Raw genomic sequence first — 22,705 nt, 5'->3', positions numbered from 1 at the left:
CTACATCCAAGCGATCGGATTCTTAATTAATTACCTAATTCTCCGATCAATCAAAACGAATTCCCTATCTGGGACTAAGCCAATGATTGATCTGATCAGGGTAACAATTGCGGTAAGATTATCAAAATTTTAGGGTGAAAATGATGATTTTTAAAAGTCGATGGCTGACTTTAATATTAACCAGTAGTTTTTTTATTTTTATGGGGGGATGTAGTAATCCAAACCCAAAAACAGCAGAAGTCGCAGCAGAAACTATCAACCCTCAACCCCCCAAAACCCAACCTTATACAAAAGAAGCAGAATTAATCGCCGTCGGGGATATTATGATGCACGGGGCTCAAATTAAATCCGGTTATCACCCAACTACAAAAACCTATAATTATGATAATTTCTTTAAAGAAGTTAAAGGAATTTTATCCTCGGGAGATTGGGTGATTGGTAACTTAGAAACGACCCTAGCAGGCCCAGAAACTGGATATACAGGATATCCTTTATTTAATGCTCCAGATGCTTTAGCAGATGCGATCGCCAAAGCCGGATTTAATATTATCTCAACGACAAATAATCATTCTTTGGATCGAGGAGAAAAAGGCGTTTTAAAAACCTTAGAAAATGTGAAAAAACGAGGTTTAATTCCTGTGGGAACGGCCGCCTCGGTTGAAGAAGCTCAAAAAATAGTTATCGTTGAAAAGAATAATATTTCTATGGCAATTTTGGCTTATAGTTATGGTACTAATGGTATCCCGATTCCCAAGGGTAAAAATTATTTAGTCTCATTAATAGATGCTAAAAAAATTACCCAAGATATTACTAAAGCTCGTAAATTAGGGGTAGATCTGGTCACGGTTATTTTACATTTTGGTTCAGAATATCAACGTCAACCGAATACGGCACAAAAAACTTTAGTGAAGCAGTTAGTTGATGCCGGGGCTGATATTATTTTAGGGAGTCATCCCCATGTTGTGCAACCCTATCAAGTTTTTGAACAAACCGGGAAATTAGGAAAGTCTAAAAAAGCTGTAGTTATTTATTCTATGGGAAATTTTGTCTCTAATCAACGGGAAAAATATCGAGATTTAGGGATGATTTTTAAAGTGAATATTTTAAAGAATTTCCCCGATAAAACCATTGAAATTAAAAACATTCAAACCCTACCGACTTGGGTACATCGCTATGATCAGAATGGGAAATATCAGTTTAGGATTCTGCCCATAGAACAGGTATTAAAATCTCGCAAAGATCCCTTATTATCGGCGGGAGATTATCGACAGTTAGAAATTGACTTAAATAACATGAATCGTCATCTTAATTCTTTAAAGTAGACTACTTCATACTTTCCCTCAATTCGCTGTGTAGGGGCGAGGCGCGCCTCGCCCCTACTACTACGATTATTTGGATTTCTTTAACTAATATGATGATCAAAAGCCCTTCCCAAAGCTTCGAGAAGGACGGGGAAAGATGTTTCTACAGTTGTTTTACTTCCGAAACTAACTTAGCCACAACATCCTTAGCACTGCCAAACAACATCATGGTTTTATCCTTATAAAACAGGTCATTTTCCACCCCGGCAAACCCAGTGCTCATACCGCGTTTAATCACAATGGTATGTTTGGCTTTGTCCACATCCAAAATCGGCATCCCATAAATCGGGCTATTTTTATCTTCCCGTGCCGCCGGGTTCACCACATCATTCGCTCCGATAACCAACGCTACATCGGTTTGATCAAACTGCGGGTTAATGTCATCCATGTCATATAACTGAGGATAGGGAACATTCGCCTCGGCTAACAGCACGTTCATGTGTCCCGGCATCCGTCCCGCCACGGGATGAATCGCATATTTGACATCCACCCCGTTACTTTCTAATTGATCCACCAACTCCTTAACACTATGCTGCGCTTGAGCTACGGCCATGCCATATCCAGGTACGATCACCACAGAACGGGCATATCCTAACATCATTGCCCCTTCCTCGGCATCAATACTGCGAACCGTTTGATCCGTTGCAGTGCCTCCACTAGCAGCCCCAGAACCGCTTTCTCCCGTGCCAAAACCAGCAAATAGCACGTTAGTTAAAGAACGGTTCATCGCCTTACACATAATCACCGTTAGGATAATTCCCGACGCCCCCACTAACGCCCCAGCAATGATTAATAGGTTGTTCATCACCACAAACCCGGCGGCGGAGGCGGCTAACCCGGAAAAGGAGTTTAACAGAGAAATCACCACTGGCATATCGCCACCCCCGATAGGAATGACGAATAACACCCCTAATATTAGGGAAATGAACACTAACCCTAAAAATACCGACACATTAAAAGGGGTTAGGCAAATATAAATACTGCCTAATCCAAAAGCAACAAACAGCAGAATATTAAACTGTTGTTGCAGGGGAAATAAGATCGGAGAACCACTCATAATCCCCTGCAATTTGGCAAAGGCAATCATCGAACCTGTAAAGGTTATCCCCCCAATTAATACCCCTAAAATGGCGGTAATGGTTGTACCTAAAGGTGGAGTTTGGGCTAGGGCTAAATAGCGCCAGAATTCTCCCACCGCTACCATAGAAGAAGCAGCACCCCCCAAACCATTCAGTAACCCTACCATTTGGGGCATTTCGGTCATTTGAATTTTATAAGCCATCACTGCCCCGATGACCGAACCAATAATTAAGGCAAGAACGATCAGTTCATAGTTCAAAACCTGCCGATCTAACATTGTGGCAACAACAGCAATTAACATCCCAATTGCTGCCCATAAATTGCCACTTCTAGCTGTTGCTGGAGATCCTAACTTTTTCAATCCAAAGAAAAAGAAGGTGACAGCTACTAAATAACTAAGTTGTATTCCCGTTAAGCGAATATCCATTAGGCTTTAACCTCTTTTTTCTTGAACATTTCTAGCATTCGATCTGTGACTAAAAAGCCACCAACGACGTTAATCATGGCGAGAATAATCCCAATAAATCCCAGAATTACGGTGACATTCCAATCGCGATCGCCCGCAATAATTAACGCGCCTAAAACAGAAATTCCTGAAATCGCATTGGCCCCCGACATTAAGGGAGTATGCAAAGTTGGCGGAACTTTCGTAATTACTTCAAACCCCGCAAAGGTGGCTAAAACAAAGACAAACAATGCGGAAATTAATGTTTCAGTAGTCATAATTTCAGAACAATTGACAGTTAACTGTTGACGGGGGACTGTTGAGGATTTTGGGTTAGGGCTTGTTTGACTCTTTCAGAACGAATTTCACCGTTATGAGTCACACAAGATCCATCGAGAATATCATCGGCAAAATTAATCTCCAGTTGCTTATCTTTGTTAATCATTAATGCCAATAAAGCCGAAATATTTTTAGCATAAACTTCGCTGGCATGAATGGGCATGGAAGCGGGTAAATTAATCGGCCCAATAATCGTCACGCCATGTTTCACCACATCTTTCCCGGCTTCGCTGCATTCACAGTTTCCCCCCTGTTCCGCAGCCAGATCGACGATCACCGAACCCGGTTTCATTTGAGCTACCATGTCCTCTGTGACTAATACTGGGGCTTTTCTGCCGGGAACTTGGGCCGTTGTCACCACCACATCAGAAGCCGCGACGTGCTGACTCAGGACTTCCCGGGTGCGTTCCTTGGCTTTTTCGGAAATTTCCTTAGCATAACCCCCCTCGGCCACTGTATCTTCCTCTAGGGACACATCGACAAACTTAGCCCCCAAACTTTGTACCTGTTCTTTAACTTCGGGACGAATATCAAACCCTTCGACAATAGCACCCAGACGTCGGGCCGTGGCGATCGCTTGTAACCCAGCGACCCCGGCCCCCAAAATTAACACCTTAGCGGGCCGAATAGTTCCGGCGGCCGTGGTTAACATCGGGAAATATTTCGGTAAAGCTGCTGCGGCAATTAATACGGCCTTATATCCGGCCAGGTTCGCTTGGGAGGATAGGGCATCCATGCTTTGGGCGCGACTGGTACGGGGGATCAATTCCATACTAAAGGCGGTCACGTTCTGGGCCGCCAGTTTCTGAATTAATTCAGGATTTCCCAAGGGGTTCAAAAAGGTGATTAACACCCCGCCAGACTTGAGTTGAGAGACTTCTGAGTCTTCTAATACCCCCACTTTCAGCAGGACGTCCACTTCGCTCCAAAGTGTCCCCTGATCAATGATTTTTGCCCCTGCCTGTTCATAGGTTCCATCGGAAAAACAGGCCCGATCTCCGGCTCCTGACTCCACCCACACTTCCACACCCTGTTTAACCAAACGGGCAACCACATCAGGGATGAGGGCAACCCGCCGTTCATCTACCTGACTTTCCTTAGCAATGCCAATTTTCATACAATCTCCTGATAATTTGTTCAGAGTTAACAGTTAACGGTTAACAGTTATGTTATTCACTCCGCTTCACCAAGTTAATCCAATAGGGGCCAGTCCCGATAAAGTGAACAAGATCGTGTTATATTATAGGCGAGGTTTTGAAAATTCGATAAGATTCGAGACATACAAGTTTAGGTTATACCTTAATACGGATCAACAAATATCCCTAAGAAAAAAGTAAGTAATAGTAAAGATAAAGCACGATTAGCTGTTGCTAAAATTTATTCCAAAATCTCTTGATGTCAGCATGATGGGATTGAAAATGACATCACTAATGAACTTGTAGCTGCTGGAGTACCTAAAGAGTGAAACCCATTAGATTAACTAATCATGCCCAAGAACAAGCCATTGAAAGAGGTACAAATGAAGCAGAAATTGTTGATACCATTATTACAGGTAATCGACAAGCTGCTAAAAATGGTAGATACAAATATCAAGCCACTTTTCAGTATAATAATTATTGGCAGGGTAAGTTCCACTCTCTCAAGAAAGTAGCACCGATTGTTGCCGAGACTGATACTGAGTTAGTCGTTATCACGGTCTATACTTTTTATTTTTGAGGTCAAAATTTATGAAGATTAGTTATGATTCAGAAGTTAATGCTCTCTACATTAGACTTGTAGAAGGTGAGCATCAGTGTCGGACTTTACATTTAACCGAGGAAATTGCTTTAAATATTGGTGAAAATGAGTTATTAGTTGGGATAGAAATTTTAGATGCTACACAGGTTTTAGGTACAGGAAATATCCCCCATGTGGTTATAGAAAATATATCTTTTACTGTAGCTTAAATAGAATAGGGAATGCGTTAGTTATGATAAGTTTATGAATATGGGTAATCTCAAGGAAATGGCAATGCTGACTAAACAAGATTGGGACTGGTTAGCAACTGGATCAGAGTATCAAATGGCTGTAACTATCCAGCAACTCTTACAGGAGAATCAAGTAATGGAAGCAAAAGAAGGTTTAGAATCTCTAATTGAAGCAATGGGAAGAAATGACAGACGAGCATTAAAAAGTAAGTTAATTCGGTTAATGGTTCATATTATTAAATGGAAATGTCAACCTCAAAAACGCACGAATAGTTGGGCGGTTAGTATTCTCTCAGCCCGTCGAGAAATCGAAGATATTCAAGAGGAAGTTCCGAGTTTAAATCGAGATTTTATTGAATCAATTTGGGATAAATGTTTTCAAGCCGCCCTGAAAGAAGCTGAACTGGAAATGAGAAAAGTTAAATGTCACTTGACTGCTCTTGCTTGGTCAGAGGTTTTTGAGGATGAATATATTTTATCGGATGATGACCCAGAAGATTAGCACGGTGAAAAATCTTAAGAAACCGGGTTTCTAATTGAGATTAATATCCCAACTTCCTCCTGACTGTTGAGAAGAATCTGTAAAAATATCGGTGATAATGCCACCTTCCATAAAGAAAGGAGGAGGGAATGATGCAAGAATTGTTAACCGGGAGGACACGCCTGATATGAGTGAAAGCTATAGAATTTATTTAGATGCTTGCTGCCTTAATCGTCCCTTTGACGACCAAACCCAGCCCCGAATCACCTTAGAAACCCAAGCAATCCTCACTATCTTAAGCCAATGCCAATCAGGACAATGGAAACTAATCACCAGCACCGCCTTAGATGCAGAACTCGCTCAAACTCCCGACGTTGAAAGACTCAAGAACGTCAAGGCAATCCTGAGAATTGCTAAAATTAAAATAATCAGCAGTCAATTAATAGAAAACCGTTCTATAGAACTTGTAAAATTAGGATTTTTTGGCTACGATGCCACCCACATCGCCAGTGCAGAACGAAGCCGTGCCAATATATTTTTATCCACAGATGACCGTCTAATCAAAAAAACCCAAAGAAATATTCAGCTTATCCAGGTTCCCGTTAACAATCCCGTTCAATGGCTAATGAGTATTACCCAAAAATAGGAGCAAAACCATGACTAAAACCCAGCAAGAAATTATCAAACAAGGATATCAAGCCTTAATTGATTCTTTAGGAGTCGTTGATGCTATCCGGTTTATTAACTACTTTAATCTCGGTCAAGGCGACTATACCCAAGAGCGCCATCAGTGGCTAAACCAAACGCCATTAGACGAAATTCTGCTTTCAATGAAACAGCATCGAGAAGACGAGAACAACCAATATGATGAAATAATTGAATAGGTTTCTCATTGATTTATTGAACGGTAGTTATTAAAGGAGAAAAATAGTGATTACACCCTAATTAATAAAGCTTTGGAAAAACTGGATAAAGCTGCCACCCTGGGAAAATCCAAAACCTTTATGATGCCAATAAAGCCGTTTATGGCTTGCTCCGCTACGGATTTAAAGTCAAAGAAGGAGCCGAAGAACAAAACCAAACTATCCGGCGATCGCTCTCATCTCAACTCAAGAAACCGGGTTTCTAATTAAAGTTAATTGTATCCCATCAAGATTTATTCAGAAACCGGGTTTCTGTGCCGCGATCGCACTTTCCTTTATGATTAAATCCCCCAATTGTAGCGTCGGATTTGAGTTAACCTCTATCACATCACCCCAATCTTAATAAACTCGCCCCATCTTCTTATTAAGTGAAATTGAATTCTAGCTATCAGCATAATACCTATTTAACGAACAGGCTTAAATCCCTGTACAAAATCAATCCATGAATCGACCTTTGAACCTGTAATATCTAAAATCTGAATAGAACGAGTTCTAGGAATCGGTGGCCCAGCTTCTTCTTGAGAATATTCAATCACTGTTGATTCAGCTTGACCTAAACCATAGCGGTTAGCCATTCGATTCGCCATGTCACAACTAATAAAGAATTCCCCCATATTAATTTGACCATTGCCAGCGTAGTAAAGCCAAGTTCTTGATCCGGCATTAATCTGTTGGCAATCATAATAAGTCACCTCAAACATTTTAGCGATATGAACATCATAAAGCCGCAGTTTTCCCCCATAAGCAGCACGAGTTGTATCTCGATCAGGAACAGTCATTGTATAAATTCCTTCGCCATGTTGTAACCTCATGGGAACTGCGGTAGACTGCGCTAAGACTGATGTAGAATTGCCAATTAATTCAATCAAAGGAATGATTGATACAATTAAAAATTTACCAAAATTATTCAGCATTGAAATTTACTCATAGAAAGGATAATGTTGATATGATATCCGGTTAAATCCACAAAATTTCCGTAGGGGCAGGTTCACCCAAATCTTGAATACCCATCAAAGATTTCACTAAACCCGCCCTTCTTCTTCTATCTCAAATATTAAGCCTATTTTGAGATTAAATTAGAAAAAACTAAAATTTTAAATAGCCACCCACTAATAATTAACATAACTGATACAGCTAAAGCCGAGCCATTTGCAGGTATTTTTGAAATTTGATTACAACCTGTGTAAATCATTAAAATTGTATAAGTTATCGCTATTACAGAAAAAACAGCAATAATTTCTAAATTTACCAGCCCCAAAAAGTAAGAAATTAAAATAAATAAGGATATGGGGATTAAAGCTGTACCTGCAATAAATATATCTGCTTTTATACTACCAGCACCTCTAAATACTTTACGAGTTACAAAACTCGCCCCTGCAATACTTAAAAAACTGGTAATGCTCAGAGCAACTAAGCTAAAAAGTGATATTTCAGAAATCCAGCCCTGACTTTCAAATTTATTAAATGCTAAGATTATACAAATAACATAAGCTACGCCAAAAGTAATTCCAACTCCTAATGCTCTTTTTTCTCCTAATCCTTGAAAAAAGATAGGTAGACCCCCTACAGGATTAACTAAGAAAATTTTTAATCCTTGAATAGCATCATTGAGCGTTGATTTAACTTGACTAGCAACCAAGTTTTGCTTTTCTTTGTCGTTCATAGTTCGATCACTAATAAAATAAATGTTATGATTTTACAGTTTAATAACAAATGTTCAGATTAATTTGTTATTTTTTAAGTTATTATCTCGTTACCTCTATTCTAATCTTGGCTAGTGGATCTTGTTGCTCTACGGATTGCTTAAACACGGCAACCCCCTGATTTAACTGCTTGATGGGTTGACCGGACATTGAACCTGAGTTATCCAATAACAGAATAACTGGACAGCTTGGTTCCTGGTTGACGGCAAAATCTACTAGATTCCTTATTGGCATAGGTTTCCTTTCTTTCTCTGGTTTGTCGAACTCCTCTATGACTGATAATAAACTAACTCAGTTCTGATAATCTACTGATTAAGGTTAGAATTAATGTTAGAATCGTGTTAGCTGTTTTTTATACCCCAAATATGGCTCAAGTGGACAAAATATTCAGCCAAGCGGCCCAGGAATGGGATTTAGAAAGTCTTTATGCTGACTTGGCATCTGCGAAAGGAAAGCATCTCACCCCCATTGAAAAAGCTCACTTGAGGGGGTTGTTGTCCGGCTGTAGTCCCTCAGAAATTGCCGAAAAATTAGATAAAATTCCTAGAGGTGTAGAATCGGATTTATGTGCAACGGTTTATAAATATGTCAAGTCTTTGTTAGATAAAGCTGAAAAAGTAGAAAACTGGCGCAAGATTTATGAATGGCTTGATGAATCCGGTTATAAATCAAAGTTAGAGAAAGTTGCTGTTAAAAATTTATTACCTAAACAAAGCGTTATTAATATCACTACTGTTAATATTGATCAACATCAAATCGTTTTTCAGTTTCATCTAACAATCCCCACATCAGAAATTACTGAATTATCTATACAAGATTGTAATATTGATGAGAATATTGATAATAATTATACGGATAATAATTGAAATTCCTCGTACCCTGGTTCTACCAGGGTACGGCAACCGGAGGCTCTGCCTCCGATTAATAGCAGTCGGAGCCTGCAAGAAGGCATTGCTAGGTAGAACCTAGCAACGAGAGATTAATTCAATAATTCTTGCTTAATACTGGGTATTGATAACATTTGTTTAAACCTTCCTTGTTTTTTTGTTTAAGCGATCGCTTAACCTTAATTATTTTTTATCTCAATTGATAAAAAATGCCAGTATTGATTATGTTCTTATTTTCCAAGATTCCGGATCTCTCCGACTGTGAAAAATTGCCGTTACAATTACCCGACTTGATACAATCCGATAGTAAACAGCATAAGGGAATCGGCGCACCACAGATCGCCTAATATCACGATAGACTGTTGGATAGGACTCTGGCATTTGGCAAATTCGATTTAATATATCGTCTATACAATTCAAAAAATCATCCCCAAGTCCTGTCTGTTGATTTTCATACCAATTATAGGCTTCATCAAGTTCTTCACGAACTTCTGGCCGAAATACTAGGACGTAATTCATGATTTTCTTTTAATAGAAGCTTTTATATCCTCCCAAGTCATAACATCATCTGGATTTGTTTCATAAGCAGTAATTCGATGATCAAGTTCTTGCTTTTCAACCTCTGTCAAATCGGGGTAAGCTTGCTCCTCTGCTGCAATACTATCCCAAATCGCTTGTACAAGGCGAATCCGGTCTTCAATATCCAGAGATGTAATTTGATTTAAGGTGACAGTAATATCCATACTCATAACCTAGATAGGAGACTTCACAACTAATACACCTAAAATCTAACAAAAATCAAGACATACCATAATTAGTATAAGAGAGGGTAATTATTGTATAAAAAACCCGAAAAATGCTACAATACCCCCCGTATTGGGTCGATATAAATTTTTAATCCTTTAACCTATTTTTGATATAGTTGCTAAAATTTAAACAAAACTTAATTCTTTTTACAGGAGCCGATATGCGACGACTATTTTCTGCGATATTAATAACGGGTTTAGCCCTGACCAGTTTAGCGAAAATCACCCAAGCCCAGGGTTTACCGGGGATGACTTTGTTGAGTGGCCCCGATAAAACCAATATCTTAAATTATTTTCTCCAAAGCGGACGGTCGGGAGAATGGGATCGTTATAAACTAAGACTTCCGGCTGATAAGTTAAATTTAGCGATCGCCGAAGTTTCCATCACCTATCCCGATTACTATAAAGGCAAAATTGATCCTAAATCAGTAGAAATTCGACTCAAAGATGAAAATGAGTCCATTCCTTTAGAAGATGTGATTTGGGATCAAGAAAACCATATCATCCAAATTTATCCCCGAGAACCAATTCCGGCCGGGACTAAAGTAGAAATCGTTCTCTCTAACGTCAAAAATCCCACCTTTGGGGGCGTCTTCAACTTTAATGCCAATATTCGCTCCCCTGGGGATGTGCCGATGTTGCGTTATGTGGGAACCTGGGTTTTGACGATTGATTAATATTGTAGTTGCGGAGCAGCTTTTTGCACCCGGCATCTAAAGTCCAAAAGATGTGATACACTGAAAAATTGTGACTTTTAATTAACAAATTAACAAAAAGGCACCGGAGGTAAGCAATGGCTCAACAAACCCTGCAAGGAACGAACCGCAAAAAGAAAAGAGTTTCTGGCTTCAGAGTACGAATGCGGACAAAAAACGGTCAAGCAGTTATCAAAGCTCGTCGCAGGAAAGGACGGGCGCGTCTAACGTTTTAATTACTTGATCCCAATTCAAGAAAACCTATTGCTATTCCCACGAACTCATTGCCATCCTGATGATCAAGCTAAAGGAAATTTTGGATTTGTGGGTAGCAGTACCTAATTAATGTTACCGAAAATCAATCGACTCCGGCATCCCAAAGACTTCAAAGCCGTCTATAGCAAAGGACTGCATCGCAAAACCCCTCATTTAACCTTGAGGGCATTACGAGTTCAGCCCCATAGAACAGAACGAAATTTAACCGACTCGTCCTGTGTTCAGCCGACTAGGATGGGGATTTCCATAAGTCAAAAAGTCAGTAAACGGGCTGTGGTTCGGAATCTGATTAAACGTCGAATTAGAGCAGTTTGGCATCAGTTTTTACCCTTGATCTCACCTGGTTGGGACGTTGTGATCGTCGTTAAACCAACGGCCGATCAGTGCAATTATTCAGAAATTCTGCAAGAATTAGAAAAGTTGTTGGTAGAAGCAGAGGTTTTAAATGGGTATACGGGAGGAAAGTTTTTATGAAGGAGGCCCAGCGATCGGCGACCTCATTATCAATCTATTAATAGGACTGACAGTTATTGGCATCCCTCTGGCGATTGGCGCGGTTGTGCGGGCATTATGGCTGCGCTATCGGATCACGAACCGCCGAATCTCTGTGATCGGTGGATGGATGGGACAGGATCGTACCGATATTGTCTATTCGGAAATCATCAAAATCGTGAAGGTTCCCAGAGGACTCGGGACTTGGGGGGATATGGTTGTCACCCTGAAAAATGGGTCTCGTCTGGAACTGCGGGCTGTCCCTCGATTTCGAGAAGCCTATGATTTTATCCTCGATAAAATCTCACCCCAGGCCCAAAAAGCCAGTGCGACAACCAGCCGCTAATCTGGGAAAAGGATGCAGTTTTTTCGGTGTTGAGCCTGAAAGCTGACGGATGGTGTGGGTTGTCGCCAACCTATTAGTCCAGCGTCGGCTGATGGTTCTTAAAATTATATATATTTGACGCAAGCAGTTCAATAAACTCAAAAGAATGGACTTTGGTATCGGGTTTCTTTCCAATAATGTGATGTTGCCGATCCTAGATTTTTTCTACGGGATCGTGCCTAGTTATGGTTTAGCGATTGTGGCGTTAACCTTAGTGGTTCGCTTCGCGCTTTACCCCTTGAATGCGGGTTCCATTCGCAATATGCGGCGAATGAAAGTCACCCAACCGTTGATGAAAGAACGGGTTGATCAAATTCAACAACAGCATAAAGATGACCCCGTGAAACAACGGGAAGAAATGAGCAGAGTCTACAAAGAACTGGGAAACCCCCTAGCTGGATGTTTCCCGCTTCTGATTCAAATGCCGATTCTTTTTGCTCTTTTTGCCACTTTGCGGGGTTCACCCTTTTCTGATGTCAACTACAGCGTAGACCTACAGATTTTACCCCAGGAACAGATAGAACAAATTCAGCCCCAAGCCTACGCCACGAAAGCTCAAAACTATTATTTTGCCGATGGAATTCATACTTCGGTTGTAGCAATGATTCCCAGTGGTAATCGTTTAGGGGTGAACGAAAAGGTACAGGTAGAACTCCAAACCGTTGACGGTAAACCCTTAACATCGGAATTGGAGAAATATCCAGAAGTCAACTTAATCCCTACCTGGAAAATTCTGAAAGGGGAAGATAAGATCCAAGTTGGTGAAAACGGTCAAATCCTGGCCTTAGCTCCTGGAGATGTCACGATTCAAGTTGGTCTGAGGGGATTAGCTTCGGATAAAGGATTTCTGTTTATTGATGCCTTGGGTCGGGTCGGAGCCGTTGATCCCGATGGTAAGATTCATTGGGATATTGTCGGGATGATTCTGGCCTTTGGGGTATCTTTATATCTCAACCAAGTCTTATCAGGACAAGGTTCCAGCAGTGGCAATCCTCAGCAAGATACCATTAATAAAATTACACCTGTACTGTTTAGTGGGATGTTTTTCTTCTTCCCCCTGCCAGCGGGTGTGTTGCTGTATATGCTGATTGCGAATATCTTCCAAACGGTTCAAGCATTTATTTTGTCCCGGGAACCTCTACCCGAACACTTGCAAAAAATTGTGGAAGAATCCAGTAAGACCGCTAAATTAGCATCGGTTGATGGGGAAAGAGAAGCATTACCCTTTGAACCAGGACGTTCTAAGAAAAAGGCTCAATAGTACAAATGAACAATAGCGATATACAACAGGGGCAAGAATGGTTGGAGGAATTGCTCAAATTAGGGGCGGTTCCCTCCCAGGTAAAACCCAGTTTAGAAGCGGACTCCTGTTGGTTAACCATTGATCAAGTTAATCTCACCCCCGAACAGGTGGCAACTTTAATCGGCCAGGAGGGGGAAGTTTTGGATGCGATTCAATATTTACTCAACGCGATTCATAATCTGGGCAAGGAGGACGAAAATCGCACCTCTTACACCGTAGAACTCAACGGATATCGAACTCAACGTCATTTAGAACTGCGGGCCTTAGCTGACCATGCGGCCAGTCGTGTCCGTGAGACCGGGGGAGAAGTGGAAATTAAATCCCTGTCTTCAGCAGAACGACGTCTGATTCATTCCTTTCTCCAAGAAAGCGATGATTTGGAAACCTATAGTCGGGGACAGGAACCTGATCGTCGTTTAGTGGTTAAAATAAAAGGCTAAACACCGAAAACTTTGTTTAGCCTTACTGATTGTTGGCAGGTGGGAAAATAATTATGGACTCCATCTATATCCCAGACTTACTCAGGACACAAAACCGCTCTTTAGAATTTGAGTTTCAGGAGCTTTTCCCTGAGCTAGAAACTCTAACTCCGGTTCGAGGTCGGATGCGTGTCAGTCACAAAACCACTTATATCGAGGCGGTGGTTCAGGCGGAAACGATTGTGACTTTGACCTGTGACCGATGTTTAAAACAATATAACCATCGGTTGAAGGTCGATACTTCTGAGTTGATTTGGTTGGACGTTTTGGCAGATAAAGTCGATACTTCTAAAGCTGAAGTAGAAATTTCTTTAGATGAACCTGTGGAAAGTTTGCACCCCCAAGGTCATTTTTCACCTGGGGATTGGCTCTATCAACAATTGTGTCTAGCTCTGCCCCTACGCCAACTCTGTGAGGGGCCCTGTGAACTGCCCAAACCGATATCCACCGAATCCCAGCCTATTGTCGATCAACGCTGGGCTTCATTACAAGATTTAAAGCAAAATCTACAGTAATTCAGAGGTGTTAATAGTTAACATTTCATAGTTAACAAATCATATAGCAATCCTATTTGATTTGTGTTCAAAATTTATTGNGCAACAAAGGTTTACAATAAAAAGCCTAAGTAGAACTTAGGGGTTTTAAACCCATTTTTCCGATAAATTAACCGTTAAGGTTTTTCCATTAACCAACACTTTATCCCCTGTGACTAACTTTCGTCCCCTGCGAGTTTCAACCTCACCATTGACTTCAACATCACCAAATTTAATTAGGATTTTGGCTTGTCCCCCGGTGGAGACTTCACCCATAAATTTTAGAAATTGATCGAGTTTAATGGTTTCAGACATAAATCAAAATCGGTAAACAGTAAACAGTTATAGCAAGAGGCAATAGGGAATAGGCAATCTCGCTATAGGTAAATACTTACTGTGAGCAGCTTTTAGCTTTCAAGAATGTCCTAATAGATGTGGCGACTGCTATAGCTATTTTCTGAATAATTAATATTTCATATAATTGCTATATTAATATTAATTATAGGAGATATCATTTAAGTAGTATAAATATTCTTATTCCCTACTGAGTAAGACTTGCATACCCGATTTTTGTCTATTTTTCCTAAATTAATTGCTCTATTTTTTCATTTTTAACTTTCGGATTAAGAGATAGCCAGTAATTTATCCCAATGATTTCCTAACCACCTTCTTGCCTCTGTTATTGACCAAAATCCTAAACCTCTGAAAATATTCAATCCTAGGGTGTTGAGCAGTGCCCAATTAGTCGCAGCTTGTACTTGATGAATTTTCATATTTTATTGATTTTTTAAACACTGATACCCGACGAGTTATTTCTCGTCCATGACCCCGCTATTTTTGAGTATCTATACTTTCAGCTTTCGTCGTCTTTGTGATTTTTTCGATTTGATTATACAGTTTGATTTGATTCTTCTTAACCGCGATTAAATAATCGTTTTCACTCTCGATAATCTTTCGGGCTGTGGTGACATTACAATGTAACGCATCCGCAGTTATTAACTTTCCTTTAAATTTTCTATTAAACTTGTTAGCATCTTTATTTTAGAAAAAAATGGCGATCGCTCTCCATTTTATCAGGTGGCGATCGCTCTTTCTTTACTCTTTTTCACCCGACTTTGAAACAGCCCTGGGGGGAGCAGGGGAAGCAGGGGAAGCAGGGGGAGCAGGGGAGGTAAACTCTTTCTATTCCCCATTCCCCATTCCCCATTCCCTTAAGCAATTTAAAATCGCTCTGTTTCTGACCTTGTGGGCGGTTGAATGCTTCCGGGTTGGTTAATAAACAGGTTAGCTGCACCGTCGTTTTGATAAATACAGTTAATGGTGGGATTAGTTTCTAATTCTCCCGTAAATCCAAAGGTATTCATGCGTTGTCTACAATCTCGCTCTTGTTCATTATTGAGCAGATTCCGTTGTTTTAAAATCGCCCAGTTACTGGTACGCAGAACACATCCGGGTTGGAGTTTGGGCTGTGTGACATAGACATTGAAGGGGTTTAGGGTGACAAAGACACGCAGATCCGTGACCATTGCACTGGCACCGAATTTAATACAGGTTTCGGTATTCGGTGCATTTTGGTCAATAAATTGGCTAGAGGCTACGTTAGATGGGTTTAAGGTGGTGGTGGAACTAATCGCAATTCCAATCCCAATTCCTAAAATCAGTACCCCGCCAATTACTGCTAAAGCCGTGTAATTAAAGAGTGAAGATTTAGCAGGTGCCATTTTGGTTCTACGTCTCATAAGATCATGATGGGAGTGTGGAAACGAGCGTGTCTTCAGACCACCAGAGGAAACACGACACAGTGTGTTTTAACACAGCGAAATCCCCTGGCGGGGAGGAGGGTATGGTAGCCCTCCAAACTCCTATTGCTAGGGTAAAGTTAGCTTTGCCAAGGTTTTAAGAGCTTTTTAGTCCAGTAACACTTCCTTAACCCGATACAGATGTTTAATCACTGGAGACAGAGCGGAAAACTAGCTTCGCATTCTCCGGTGTCGTGACCCAAAAAACGTAGTCAGTTAAGACTTAGGCTGGACAGCTATTACTGAAGTTAGAGGCATGAAGTCCCGTCACTTCAGTACGGGGTGCTGACATTAACTCAACCGGGTTGAAACACTCAAACTAGAGTAGGGCATTTCCCTTCTGATATGTTATCGCGTTTGGCCGTTGGTTGTGGGTTTTGGGTTGTTAGGGAGGGAGGACGGGCTCCGTAACCTTCAACCGCCAATATTCAGTAACCTTGTCGCCATCGCAATGATTCATTAAACTGTATAAAGTCTAATTATTGATAGAGTCTATTTACCATCAACCCTTTAATTTTGTCAAAAAGGAGAAAAAGCCGTGTCTGTTGAGACCGTACAAAAGAGTGCTACCGTTAGAAAAATTGCCCCCCGTTATCGGGTTTTGCTACATAACGATGATTATAATTCCATGGAGTATGTTGTCCAAGTGTTGATGACAACGGTTCCCAGTTTGACTCAACCCCAAGCGGTGAGTATTATGATGGAGGCTCATACTAATAATCTTGCCTTGGTGATTACTTGCGCTCAAGAACACGCGGAATTTTACTGCGAAACCTTGAAAAATCATGGACTCATTAGCACTATTGAACCGGATGAATAAACCGTCTCAACTATAGGATAATGGGTTTGAAATACGATCTTGAATTTTTAAAAGAATATCCAGCTTTTCTGAGAATTGTTATTTTTCTCCTGGTTTTGGTGTTGCTTTGGCTTCCCCTGGCGGCACCTTTTTATTTGTTTGTGAGCGATCGCAATTTTGTTAGTATTATTACGTTAATTTTTCTCTATGTCGAGTTTATTATTTTAATTCACTTCTGGGCAAAAATAATTTATCGTGAATCTCACCCTCTAACTCGCTATGGTTTAGTTTTTAATCCTAAAAATTATCAAAATTATCTCAAAGGATTATTATTGGGATTATTCAGTTTAATAGGATTATTTATAATCGAATCTCTATTCGGTTGGGTAATATGGCAACCTGCAAACCCTAATTTTTTAAGAATTATTTTAGAAGGGTTTTTAGTTGCCCTGGGAATTGGTTTTGCGGAAGAATTATTTTTTAGGGGATGGTTACTCGATGAACTCAAACGGGATTATCACCCGAAAATTGCTTTGGGAATTAATAGTATAATTTTTGCGGGGTTACATTTTATTAAACCTTTAGCAGAAATTCAAAGAACTGCTTTACAATTTCCTGGGTTAGTGTTATTGGGATTAATATTAGTTGTCTCCAAACTAGCCTGGTTTCCGGCTTCTTCTAATACTTTACGGTTAAGTCCCTCCGGTTGGTTGGGTTTACCCATGGGGTTACATGGGGGTTTGGTTTGGGGTTATTATATAATTAATATTGGGCAGTTAATTAATTATTCTGGAACCGTTTCTGAGGCAATCACTGGAATTGATAAAAACCCCTTAGCGGGGGTGATGGGGTTGTTTTGTTTAAGTGCAATTGGAATTTTTATCTGGCAAAAATCGTTATTTAGAAAATTAAAGTAATTCTCATATTTGTTGGGCTTTAGTTCCAAGAGGGGAGGGCTAAAGCCCAACAACACCCAACAACAAAGGTTAATAAACCTGACCATCGGGCATGGTTGCACCGTATAAGATGGCGTTTTGTAAATCTACTCCATTGAGTTTGGCATTGCGCAAACTTGCCCCGGTTAAATTCGCTCCTTCTAAACAAGCACCATCCAAATTAGTCCCCCACAAATAGGCGCCTTGAAGATTAGCTCCGGTTAAATTGGCACCGGATAAATCGGCTAAATTCAGATTAGCTTTACTCAAATCTGCATTTCTCAAATCGGCATCCCGGAGGTCAGCTTTCATTAAATTGACCAGAACAAATTGCGCTCCTTTTAATACACTTTCATGCAAATCTGCCTGTTGTAAATTTGCCCCTTCCAGATTGGAAAATCGCATTTGAGCAGCCTGTAATGCTGTTCCCATGAAGTTTGCGCCAGACAATTTTGCCCCACTCAATTTAACATCATTCAGGTCTAACCCACTAAAATCAATTCCTTCTAAGTTTAATCCATTGAGAAACGCACTATTCAAGGTGACTCCATTTAACTGCGCCCCTCTTAAATTCGCCCCGCTTAATCTGGCTCCAGTTAAATTTGTCCAGTTTAAATTGGCTTTTTCTAGGTTGGCAGACCGGAGATTAATTCCCTTTAAGTTCGCCCCACATAAATTCACCCCGGTTAAATTGGCACGAAATAAATTTACACAAAATAGAATCGCACCACTCAGTTTTGCATTAGTCAAATCAACGCCATTTAATTGCGCTCCTTGGAGGTTGGCTTTAGTTAAATCTGCTTCAATTAAGTGGCTGCCTTTTAGTTTAGCATAGGTTAAATTGGTTCCATATAAAAAGGCTCCGTTCAGGTTAGCATTGAGTAAGAAACAACGTTCTAAATAGGCTCTTGCTAGGGAAGCATCCTTTAAATTTGAACTCGATAGATTGGCTTGATTGAGGGTAACTCCAATTAAATTTTCCGCCGTGAGATCTAACCCTCGAAAATCCCGTTCTCCCCTAAGATATCGGTCAACAATTTCACTACTTTTCATGGTATTATCCTCGAAATTCTAATTAAAAAATAATTCAGAGAAAACAACCTTTTTTCAGAAAACTTGCTGGGGATATTTTTTGACTTAATCAGGGTTCAATTTTAATTCGCTAAGTTTTGATTAAGATTTATGAAATACCCAATATTTTCTTAAAAAAAGTTAGTAGATTTAGGAATAATGCTGAGATTACTTGAACTCCGACTTTGATCGCTTCGACAGAGATCACCCTTGAAATTTTTATAAAAACCGATCTAGCTTTTGTTCAATGTCAGATTTATCTTGTCTCTATTATTCAGTATACAACAACAATTGTAACTTAATGCTTTATAAATTTTTGTAACCTTTTTGAAAGACTTAAACATCTCAATTCTTAGATTTTCCTCGGTTTGGGAAAGGGGGAAGTGGACAGTAGCCTATCTATCGTTAAAAATAGCATGGCTAGGTTCCACCCTAGAAATTATAGGTAACTTTACTATCTGTAGATCCAGAATTTGTTGTCTGGGAGATTTAGGAAATGAGAAAAATAAGATAGCGATCGCACCTTTTTTGGTACAATGGCGGTGATTTGTTTGGTGCAACTAACAGCCACTATTAACCGTGAGTAAAGATTTATTTGCCCGTGAAGCGTTAACTCAAATTCCTAAAATTTTAACATTATTGGATCGAAATCCCCATAGTCCAACCTATGGCTGTTTTGATCGAAATTTTTGGCATTATAAAACTAAAGATTTTGCCAATGGTAGAATGCAAGAATTAGTATTACCCCTGGCCTTAGTTTATGATCTGCCTATTTCTGATAATCCTTATTATCAACAACCTGCAATTAAAACCTGGGTAGAGGCGGGTATTATTTATACCACTGATAGTGTTCATACTGATAGTTTTTGTGATGAAAATGTACCCTTAGAACATTCTGCTAGGGCAACGGCTTTTTCCCTGTTTGCCAGTTTAGAAAGCTATCATTTATTGGGGTTAATGAATTATGAAGCCTTACAAGGTTTTGAACGTCAAGCCCATGGTTTAGCCCATTATAAATTTAGTCAGAGTGCGAGTCAGGAAGCTCTAATTCTTTTGTGTTTAGAACGTTTAGGTCAAATGTTACAAACCTCTAAATGGCATCGAATTAAAGCTTCTCGTTTAGAAAAATTATTATCTTTACAAAGTCAGGAGGGATGGTTTAAAGAAAGTGATACTTTTGATCCCGGTTATCATAGCTTAACTATTTCTTTTTTAGCTCAATTAGATGATTTGAGATCGGATTTACGGTTGAAAGAATCTTTAATAAAAGCGGTAGAATTAGTCACCTATTTTATTCATCCTGATGGGTCGTATGGCGGGGAATATGGGAGTTTAAATACCTATCAATTTTTCCCCTATGGGTTTGAATTAGTGGGGGAATGGCTACCGGATGCGTTGAGAATTAATGACCGATTTTTACTGGGAATTAAAAATGGTTTATCCGCTTGTTATGGGGATGATTATTCGTTAGGAAATCAGGTTTGGAATTATTTACTAGCTTGGCGAGATTTTATCCCTGGAAGACCCCAACCTGTGCCGCGAGACGTGGCAAGTATTTGGTTAAAAGAAGCGGAAATTTTAATTAAACGTCGTCCCCATGTGGAATTATATGTAGCTCTAAATAAAGGGGGAGTTTTTAAGTTATTTAGAGAAAATAAACTGATTTTATCGGATACTCATTTTTCCTTACAAGTTCGTCAGGGTCGTCAAATTAAAAATGCTGTAGCCCATCTCATGAGTGATTATACCATTCATGTCGAACAGGATGAAATTTTAATTGAAGGCGGATTAAGTTGGGTTAAATCGCATCCATTATCTTCGTTAAAATTGGTTTTTATGCGAGTTTTAATGTTAATATTGGGTAAGTTTTTCTCCAAGCAAATTCAGAGGTTAAATTCTGCTGAAATTGTTCTGGGAAAACAAGATACACCCTTTAGATTTACTCGGCGATTTCGTTGGGAAAAAAATCAATGGCAGATTATTGATGAATTATATGCTGATTCTTGGCGAGGGGTAATTTCCGCCGGAATAGGTTGTGATCAAACTTCGATGGATATTCCCCTAAGTCGCACGTTTCAACGGGGACAATTACAACCATGGTTAGATGTAACGGATGAGATTAGAAAGTTAACTCCAGGTCAATGTTTGAAATTAGAAAGACGGTTTTAGGGGATTATTTATTTTTATAATAGGGGTTTACTATTTGTGAGGATTGTTTTCAGTGATTAAAATAACGAATAACCAATGGTTTCATCCAGGTTTACTATTATTTTGGGTAGGACTAGGGATTTTATTGCGCTTTCTGGGTTTAGGAAATAAGTCAGCATCCAGTATTGAAATTTCTACTTTGGTTTTTAGTTTGGGTCACGGTCTGAAAACTATTCCTTTAGATCAAATTATTTCAGCAGATATTTTATTATCGCCTTTGCGGTTTGAAACTGCTAGTCAACCATCGGATGTTATTTATCATTTGTTTACTGAAAGTAATCATCCGCCGTTATATTTTTTGCTGAATCATTTCTGGATGAATTTATTTTCTCAGGAGGGAGAATTAGTTTCTTTAACGGTGGCGCGCGCTCTCAGTTCTATTTTAGGGGTTTTATCGATTCCGGCTATTTTTAGTTTAAGTTATTTTGCCTTTAGATCGCTGATTTTTGCTCAAATTACAGCCGCATTAATGGCGGTTTCTCCCTACGGAATTTATCTATCACAGGAAGCCAGGCACTATACAATAACCATACTTTTTATTATCGCATCTTTAGGCTATTTAGTCAAGGTAATTAGAAGTTTAGAGGGAGAAAAACCTTTATCTATTATTCAAGTCATGGGTTGGATTATTGTGAATGGATTAGGAATCGCTAGTCACTATTTTTTTATTGTGTTATTAGGGGCAGAAGGGTTGGTTATAGCCGGATTTTGGTTAAGGGATTGGCGAAATAAATTAGGACTTTTTAGCAGATCTTGGTTAAGGATTTATGCGGTAATATTCGGAACATTAATTAGTGGATTAGTTTGGATTCCAATTTTACAAAGTATTCCTAATGATCAACTCACAGACTGGATTGCAACCCAATTTAAGGGATTAGGATTTATAGAGCCTTTATTTCGTTTATTTGCCTGGTTAATGACCCAGATATTTCTATTACCCGTTGAAGGAACTCCTCCAATTATAACAGCAATTTCAGCATTGATTTTATTGACGGTTTTAGTTTGGATCAGTCCCGGGATAATTCAAGGCATTAGGTTAAATATTCAATCATCTGAAACTCAACTTGAAACTAAAATTTTTGGCGGTATTTTAATTAGTATTTTGACCCTATTTTTGATTATAATTTATGGATTACAAAAGGACGTATCCCTGGCGGCGAGATATCAATTTGTTTACTTTCCTGTATTTATTTTAATTTTAGGCTCTGGATTAGGCGTTATTTGGAGACAACCTGAAACCTTTAATAATTCTTGGGTTTCACTTCCCCCTATTTTACAAGCTAACGGAAAAAAAATTGTGATTTTCACCTTAATTATGGGATGTTTGGGTGCGTTAACAGTAGGAGGAAATTATGGGTTTCAAAAATCCCAAGGAGCGGATCGTTTAGCCAGTTATATTATTAATGAAGCGAAAACACCTGTGATCATTGCTACAACTCATCAAACTCATGCAGAAACTCGATCTTTGATGGGATTAGGATTAGAATTTAAGCGTCAGCAGGCTAAAAAGTTACCTGAATTTATGTTAGTGAAAAAAACAGATACTCCTTCCCCTACTTTTACAATGGTTTTAACTCAAGTTCAACGTCCCTTTGAATTATGGGCGGTGAATTTAAAAGATAATACGGATTTTAGTCAATTTCGGTGTCAACAAGATCCCCGTCCTCAACCTAAGTTGAATGGATATCGATATCGACGATATTATTGTCGATAGTTGGGTTATGATTTGAGATTGATC

Annotated in this window: 28 protein-coding genes and 1 pseudogene; 18 read left to right on the top strand and 11 right to left on the bottom strand. The window is 39.5% G+C overall.

The genetic code is table 11. The annotated features are described in order from the left end of the window. The first annotated feature begins 143 nt into the window (after positions 1-143). Positions 144-1,322 (top strand): CapA family protein, encoded by a 1,179-nt coding sequence (locus tag PL11201_RS05555; RefSeq protein WP_144017689.1) that lies wholly within the window; start codon positions 144-146, stop codon positions 1,320-1,322. Positions 1,323-1,464: 142 nt separating this feature from the next. Here the strand turns inward: PL11201_RS05555 and PL11201_RS05550 are convergent, their stop codons facing one another. The 3 genes from PL11201_RS05550 to PL11201_RS05540 are packed head-to-tail and all read right to left on the bottom strand — an operon-like array spanning position 1,465 to position 4,342. Beyond that, complete coding sequence (locus PL11201_RS05550; protein WP_079677603.1) at positions 1,465-2,868, bottom strand: NAD(P)(+) transhydrogenase (Re/Si-specific) subunit beta; 1,404 nt, start codon at positions 2,866-2,868, stop codon at positions 1,465-1,467. Beyond that, positions 2,868-3,164, bottom strand: a complete 297-nt coding sequence (locus tag PL11201_RS05545) for an NAD(P) transhydrogenase subunit alpha part 2 (RefSeq protein ID WP_079677602.1) — start codon at positions 3,162-3,164, stop codon at positions 2,868-2,870. Before PL11201_RS05545 ends, PL11201_RS05550 begins: the two co-directional genes overlap by 1 nt. A gap of 20 nt (positions 3,165-3,184) precedes the next feature. Then, positions 3,185-4,342 (bottom strand): Re/Si-specific NAD(P)(+) transhydrogenase subunit alpha, encoded by a 1,158-nt coding sequence (locus PL11201_RS05540; RefSeq protein ID WP_079677601.1) that lies wholly within the window; start codon positions 4,340-4,342, stop codon positions 3,185-3,187. A gap of 344 nt (positions 4,343-4,686) precedes the next feature. Here PL11201_RS05540 and PL11201_RS05535 point away from each other — a divergent pair, with 344 nt between their 5' ends. The 5 genes from PL11201_RS05535 to PL11201_RS05515 all read left to right on the top strand — a co-directional run bounded on the left by PL11201_RS05535 (position 4,687) and on the right by PL11201_RS05515 (position 6,557). Continuing rightward, on the top strand, positions 4,687-4,941 hold the full coding sequence (locus PL11201_RS05535; protein WP_079677600.1) for a DUF4258 domain-containing protein: 255 nt from the start codon (positions 4,687-4,689) through the stop codon (positions 4,939-4,941). A gap of 11 nt (positions 4,942-4,952) precedes the next feature. Beyond that, positions 4,953-5,171, top strand: a complete 219-nt coding sequence (locus PL11201_RS05530; protein ID WP_079677599.1) for a DUF2283 domain-containing protein — start codon at positions 4,953-4,955, stop codon at positions 5,169-5,171. A 34-nt stretch (positions 5,172-5,205) separates the two neighbouring features. Further along, positions 5,206-5,694, top strand: coding sequence for a DUF29 domain-containing protein (locus tag PL11201_RS05525; protein WP_234996618.1), 489 nt, complete (start codon positions 5,206-5,208; stop codon positions 5,692-5,694). Between the two features lie 166 nt (positions 5,695-5,860). Then, positions 5,861-6,319: a PIN domain-containing protein gene (locus PL11201_RS05520; RefSeq protein ID WP_079677598.1), complete on the top strand. Its 459-nt coding sequence runs from the start codon at positions 5,861-5,863 to the stop codon at positions 6,317-6,319. A gap of 10 nt (positions 6,320-6,329) precedes the next feature. After that, on the top strand, positions 6,330-6,557 hold the full coding sequence (locus PL11201_RS05515; protein WP_079677597.1) for a hypothetical protein: 228 nt from the start codon (positions 6,330-6,332) through the stop codon (positions 6,555-6,557). A gap of 443 nt (positions 6,558-7,000) precedes the next feature. Here PL11201_RS05515 and PL11201_RS05510 read toward each other — a convergent pair whose 3' ends face one another. Both PL11201_RS05510 and PL11201_RS05505 read right to left on the bottom strand, forming a co-directional pair. After that, complete coding sequence (locus PL11201_RS05510; RefSeq protein WP_200816708.1) at positions 7,001-7,510, bottom strand: hypothetical protein; 510 nt, start codon at positions 7,508-7,510, stop codon at positions 7,001-7,003. Positions 7,511-7,656: 146 nt separating this feature from the next. After that, a complete protein-coding gene (locus tag PL11201_RS05505) occupies positions 7,657-8,259 on the bottom strand; it encodes a hypothetical protein (protein ID WP_079677596.1) in 603 nt (200 codons plus the stop codon). Between the two features lie 378 nt (positions 8,260-8,637). On the opposite strand from PL11201_RS05505, the gene PL11201_RS05495 reads away from it, so the two are divergent. Then, the gene (locus PL11201_RS05495) at positions 8,638-9,165 is read left to right on the top strand and encodes a helix-turn-helix transcriptional regulator (RefSeq protein ID WP_234996617.1); all 528 of its coding nucleotides are present in this window, start codon (positions 8,638-8,640) and stop codon (positions 9,163-9,165) included. Between the two features lie 243 nt (positions 9,166-9,408). On the opposite strand, the gene PL11201_RS05490 is transcribed toward PL11201_RS05495, so the two are convergent. Further along, positions 9,409-9,705 (bottom strand): type II toxin-antitoxin system RelE/ParE family toxin, encoded by a 297-nt coding sequence (locus PL11201_RS05490; protein ID WP_079677594.1) that lies wholly within the window; start codon positions 9,703-9,705, stop codon positions 9,409-9,411. After that, the gene (locus PL11201_RS05485) at positions 9,702-9,929 is read right to left on the bottom strand and encodes an addiction module protein (protein WP_079677593.1); all 228 of its coding nucleotides are present in this window, start codon (positions 9,927-9,929) and stop codon (positions 9,702-9,704) included. Before PL11201_RS05485 ends, PL11201_RS05490 begins: the two co-directional genes overlap by 4 nt. A 224-nt stretch (positions 9,930-10,153) precedes the next feature. Between PL11201_RS05485 and PL11201_RS05480 the strand changes: the two genes are divergently transcribed. The 7 genes from PL11201_RS05480 to PL11201_RS05450 all read left to right on the top strand — a co-directional run bounded on the left by PL11201_RS05480 (position 10,154) and on the right by PL11201_RS05450 (position 14,137). Beyond that, entirely contained in the window at positions 10,154-10,669 is a 516-nt protein-coding gene (locus PL11201_RS05480; RefSeq protein WP_079677969.1) for a DUF2808 domain-containing protein, read from the top strand. Positions 10,670-10,785: 116 nt separating this feature from the next. Next, positions 10,786-10,923 carry a 50S ribosomal protein L34 gene (gene rpmH / locus PL11201_RS05475; RefSeq protein ID WP_071782564.1) on the top strand — a complete coding sequence of 46 codons (138 nt, stop codon included), beginning with the start codon at positions 10,786-10,788 and terminating at the stop codon, positions 10,921-10,923. 109 nt (positions 10,924-11,032) lie between these two features. Beyond that, complete coding sequence (rnpA, locus tag PL11201_RS05470; protein WP_079677592.1) at positions 11,033-11,437, top strand: ribonuclease P protein component; 405 nt, start codon at positions 11,033-11,035, stop codon at positions 11,435-11,437. After that, a complete protein-coding gene (locus tag PL11201_RS05465) occupies positions 11,409-11,801 on the top strand; it encodes a PH domain-containing protein (RefSeq protein ID WP_079677591.1) in 393 nt (130 codons plus the stop codon). The genes rnpA and PL11201_RS05465 overlap by 29 nt, the downstream gene beginning before the upstream one ends. Positions 11,802-11,946: 145 nt before the next feature. Further along, positions 11,947-13,101, top strand: coding sequence for a membrane protein insertase YidC (gene yidC, locus PL11201_RS05460; RefSeq protein WP_079677590.1), 1,155 nt, complete (start codon positions 11,947-11,949; stop codon positions 13,099-13,101). Positions 13,102-13,106: 5 nt separating this feature from the next. After that, positions 13,107-13,583, top strand: a complete 477-nt coding sequence (locus tag PL11201_RS05455; protein ID WP_079677589.1) for a Jag family protein — start codon at positions 13,107-13,109, stop codon at positions 13,581-13,583. Between the two features lie 53 nt (positions 13,584-13,636). Next, on the top strand, positions 13,637-14,137 hold the full coding sequence (locus PL11201_RS05450) for a YceD family protein (protein ID WP_079677588.1): 501 nt from the start codon (positions 13,637-13,639) through the stop codon (positions 14,135-14,137). A gap of 126 nt (positions 14,138-14,263) precedes the next feature. Here PL11201_RS05450 and PL11201_RS05445 read toward each other — a convergent pair whose 3' ends face one another. From PL11201_RS05445 to PL11201_RS05435, 3 genes and pseudogenes are all read right to left on the bottom strand, one after another. Then, a complete protein-coding gene (locus PL11201_RS05445; protein WP_079677060.1) occupies positions 14,264-14,470 on the bottom strand; it encodes an RNA-binding S4 domain-containing protein in 207 nt (68 codons plus the stop codon). A gap of 308 nt (positions 14,471-14,778) precedes the next feature. After that, positions 14,779-15,163: pseudogene (locus tag PL11201_RS05440) on the bottom strand (ISAs1 family transposase); the annotation flags it as partial. 212 nt (positions 15,164-15,375) lie between these two features. Continuing rightward, the gene (locus PL11201_RS05435; protein ID WP_079677587.1) at positions 15,376-15,894 is read right to left on the bottom strand and encodes a DUF3172 domain-containing protein; all 519 of its coding nucleotides are present in this window, start codon (positions 15,892-15,894) and stop codon (positions 15,376-15,378) included. Between the two features lie 598 nt (positions 15,895-16,492). Here PL11201_RS05435 and clpS point away from each other — a divergent pair. Further along, entirely contained in the window at positions 16,493-16,774 is a 282-nt protein-coding gene (clpS, locus tag PL11201_RS05430) for an ATP-dependent Clp protease adapter ClpS (protein ID WP_042154579.1), read from the top strand. A gap of 26 nt (positions 16,775-16,800) precedes the next feature. Continuing rightward, positions 16,801-17,670, top strand: coding sequence for a CPBP family intramembrane glutamic endopeptidase (locus PL11201_RS05425; RefSeq protein ID WP_234996616.1), 870 nt, complete (start codon positions 16,801-16,803; stop codon positions 17,668-17,670). A gap of 69 nt (positions 17,671-17,739) precedes the next feature. Here the strand turns inward: PL11201_RS05425 and PL11201_RS05420 are convergent, their stop codons facing one another. Then, entirely contained in the window at positions 17,740-18,741 is a 1,002-nt protein-coding gene (locus PL11201_RS05420; protein ID WP_079677585.1) for a pentapeptide repeat-containing protein, read from the bottom strand. 597 nt (positions 18,742-19,338) lie between these two features. Between PL11201_RS05420 and PL11201_RS05415 the strand changes: the two genes are divergently transcribed. Both PL11201_RS05415 and PL11201_RS05410 read left to right on the top strand, forming a co-directional pair. Continuing rightward, positions 19,339-20,928, top strand: a complete 1,590-nt coding sequence (locus tag PL11201_RS05415; RefSeq protein ID WP_079677584.1) for a hypothetical protein — start codon at positions 19,339-19,341, stop codon at positions 20,926-20,928. Positions 20,929-20,980: 52 nt separating this feature from the next. After that, a complete protein-coding gene (locus PL11201_RS05410) occupies positions 20,981-22,681 on the top strand; it encodes a glycosyltransferase family 39 protein (RefSeq protein WP_079677583.1) in 1,701 nt (566 codons plus the stop codon). Positions 22,682-22,705 lie beyond the last annotated feature (24 nt).

Source organism: Planktothrix sp. PCC 11201, assembly GCF_900009135.1.
Taxonomy (GTDB): Bacteria; Cyanobacteriota; Cyanobacteriia; order Cyanobacteriales; family Microcoleaceae; genus Planktothrix.
The sequence above is the reverse complement of the archived record's forward strand: the minus strand, read 5'-3'. Positions and strand labels throughout refer to the sequence as shown.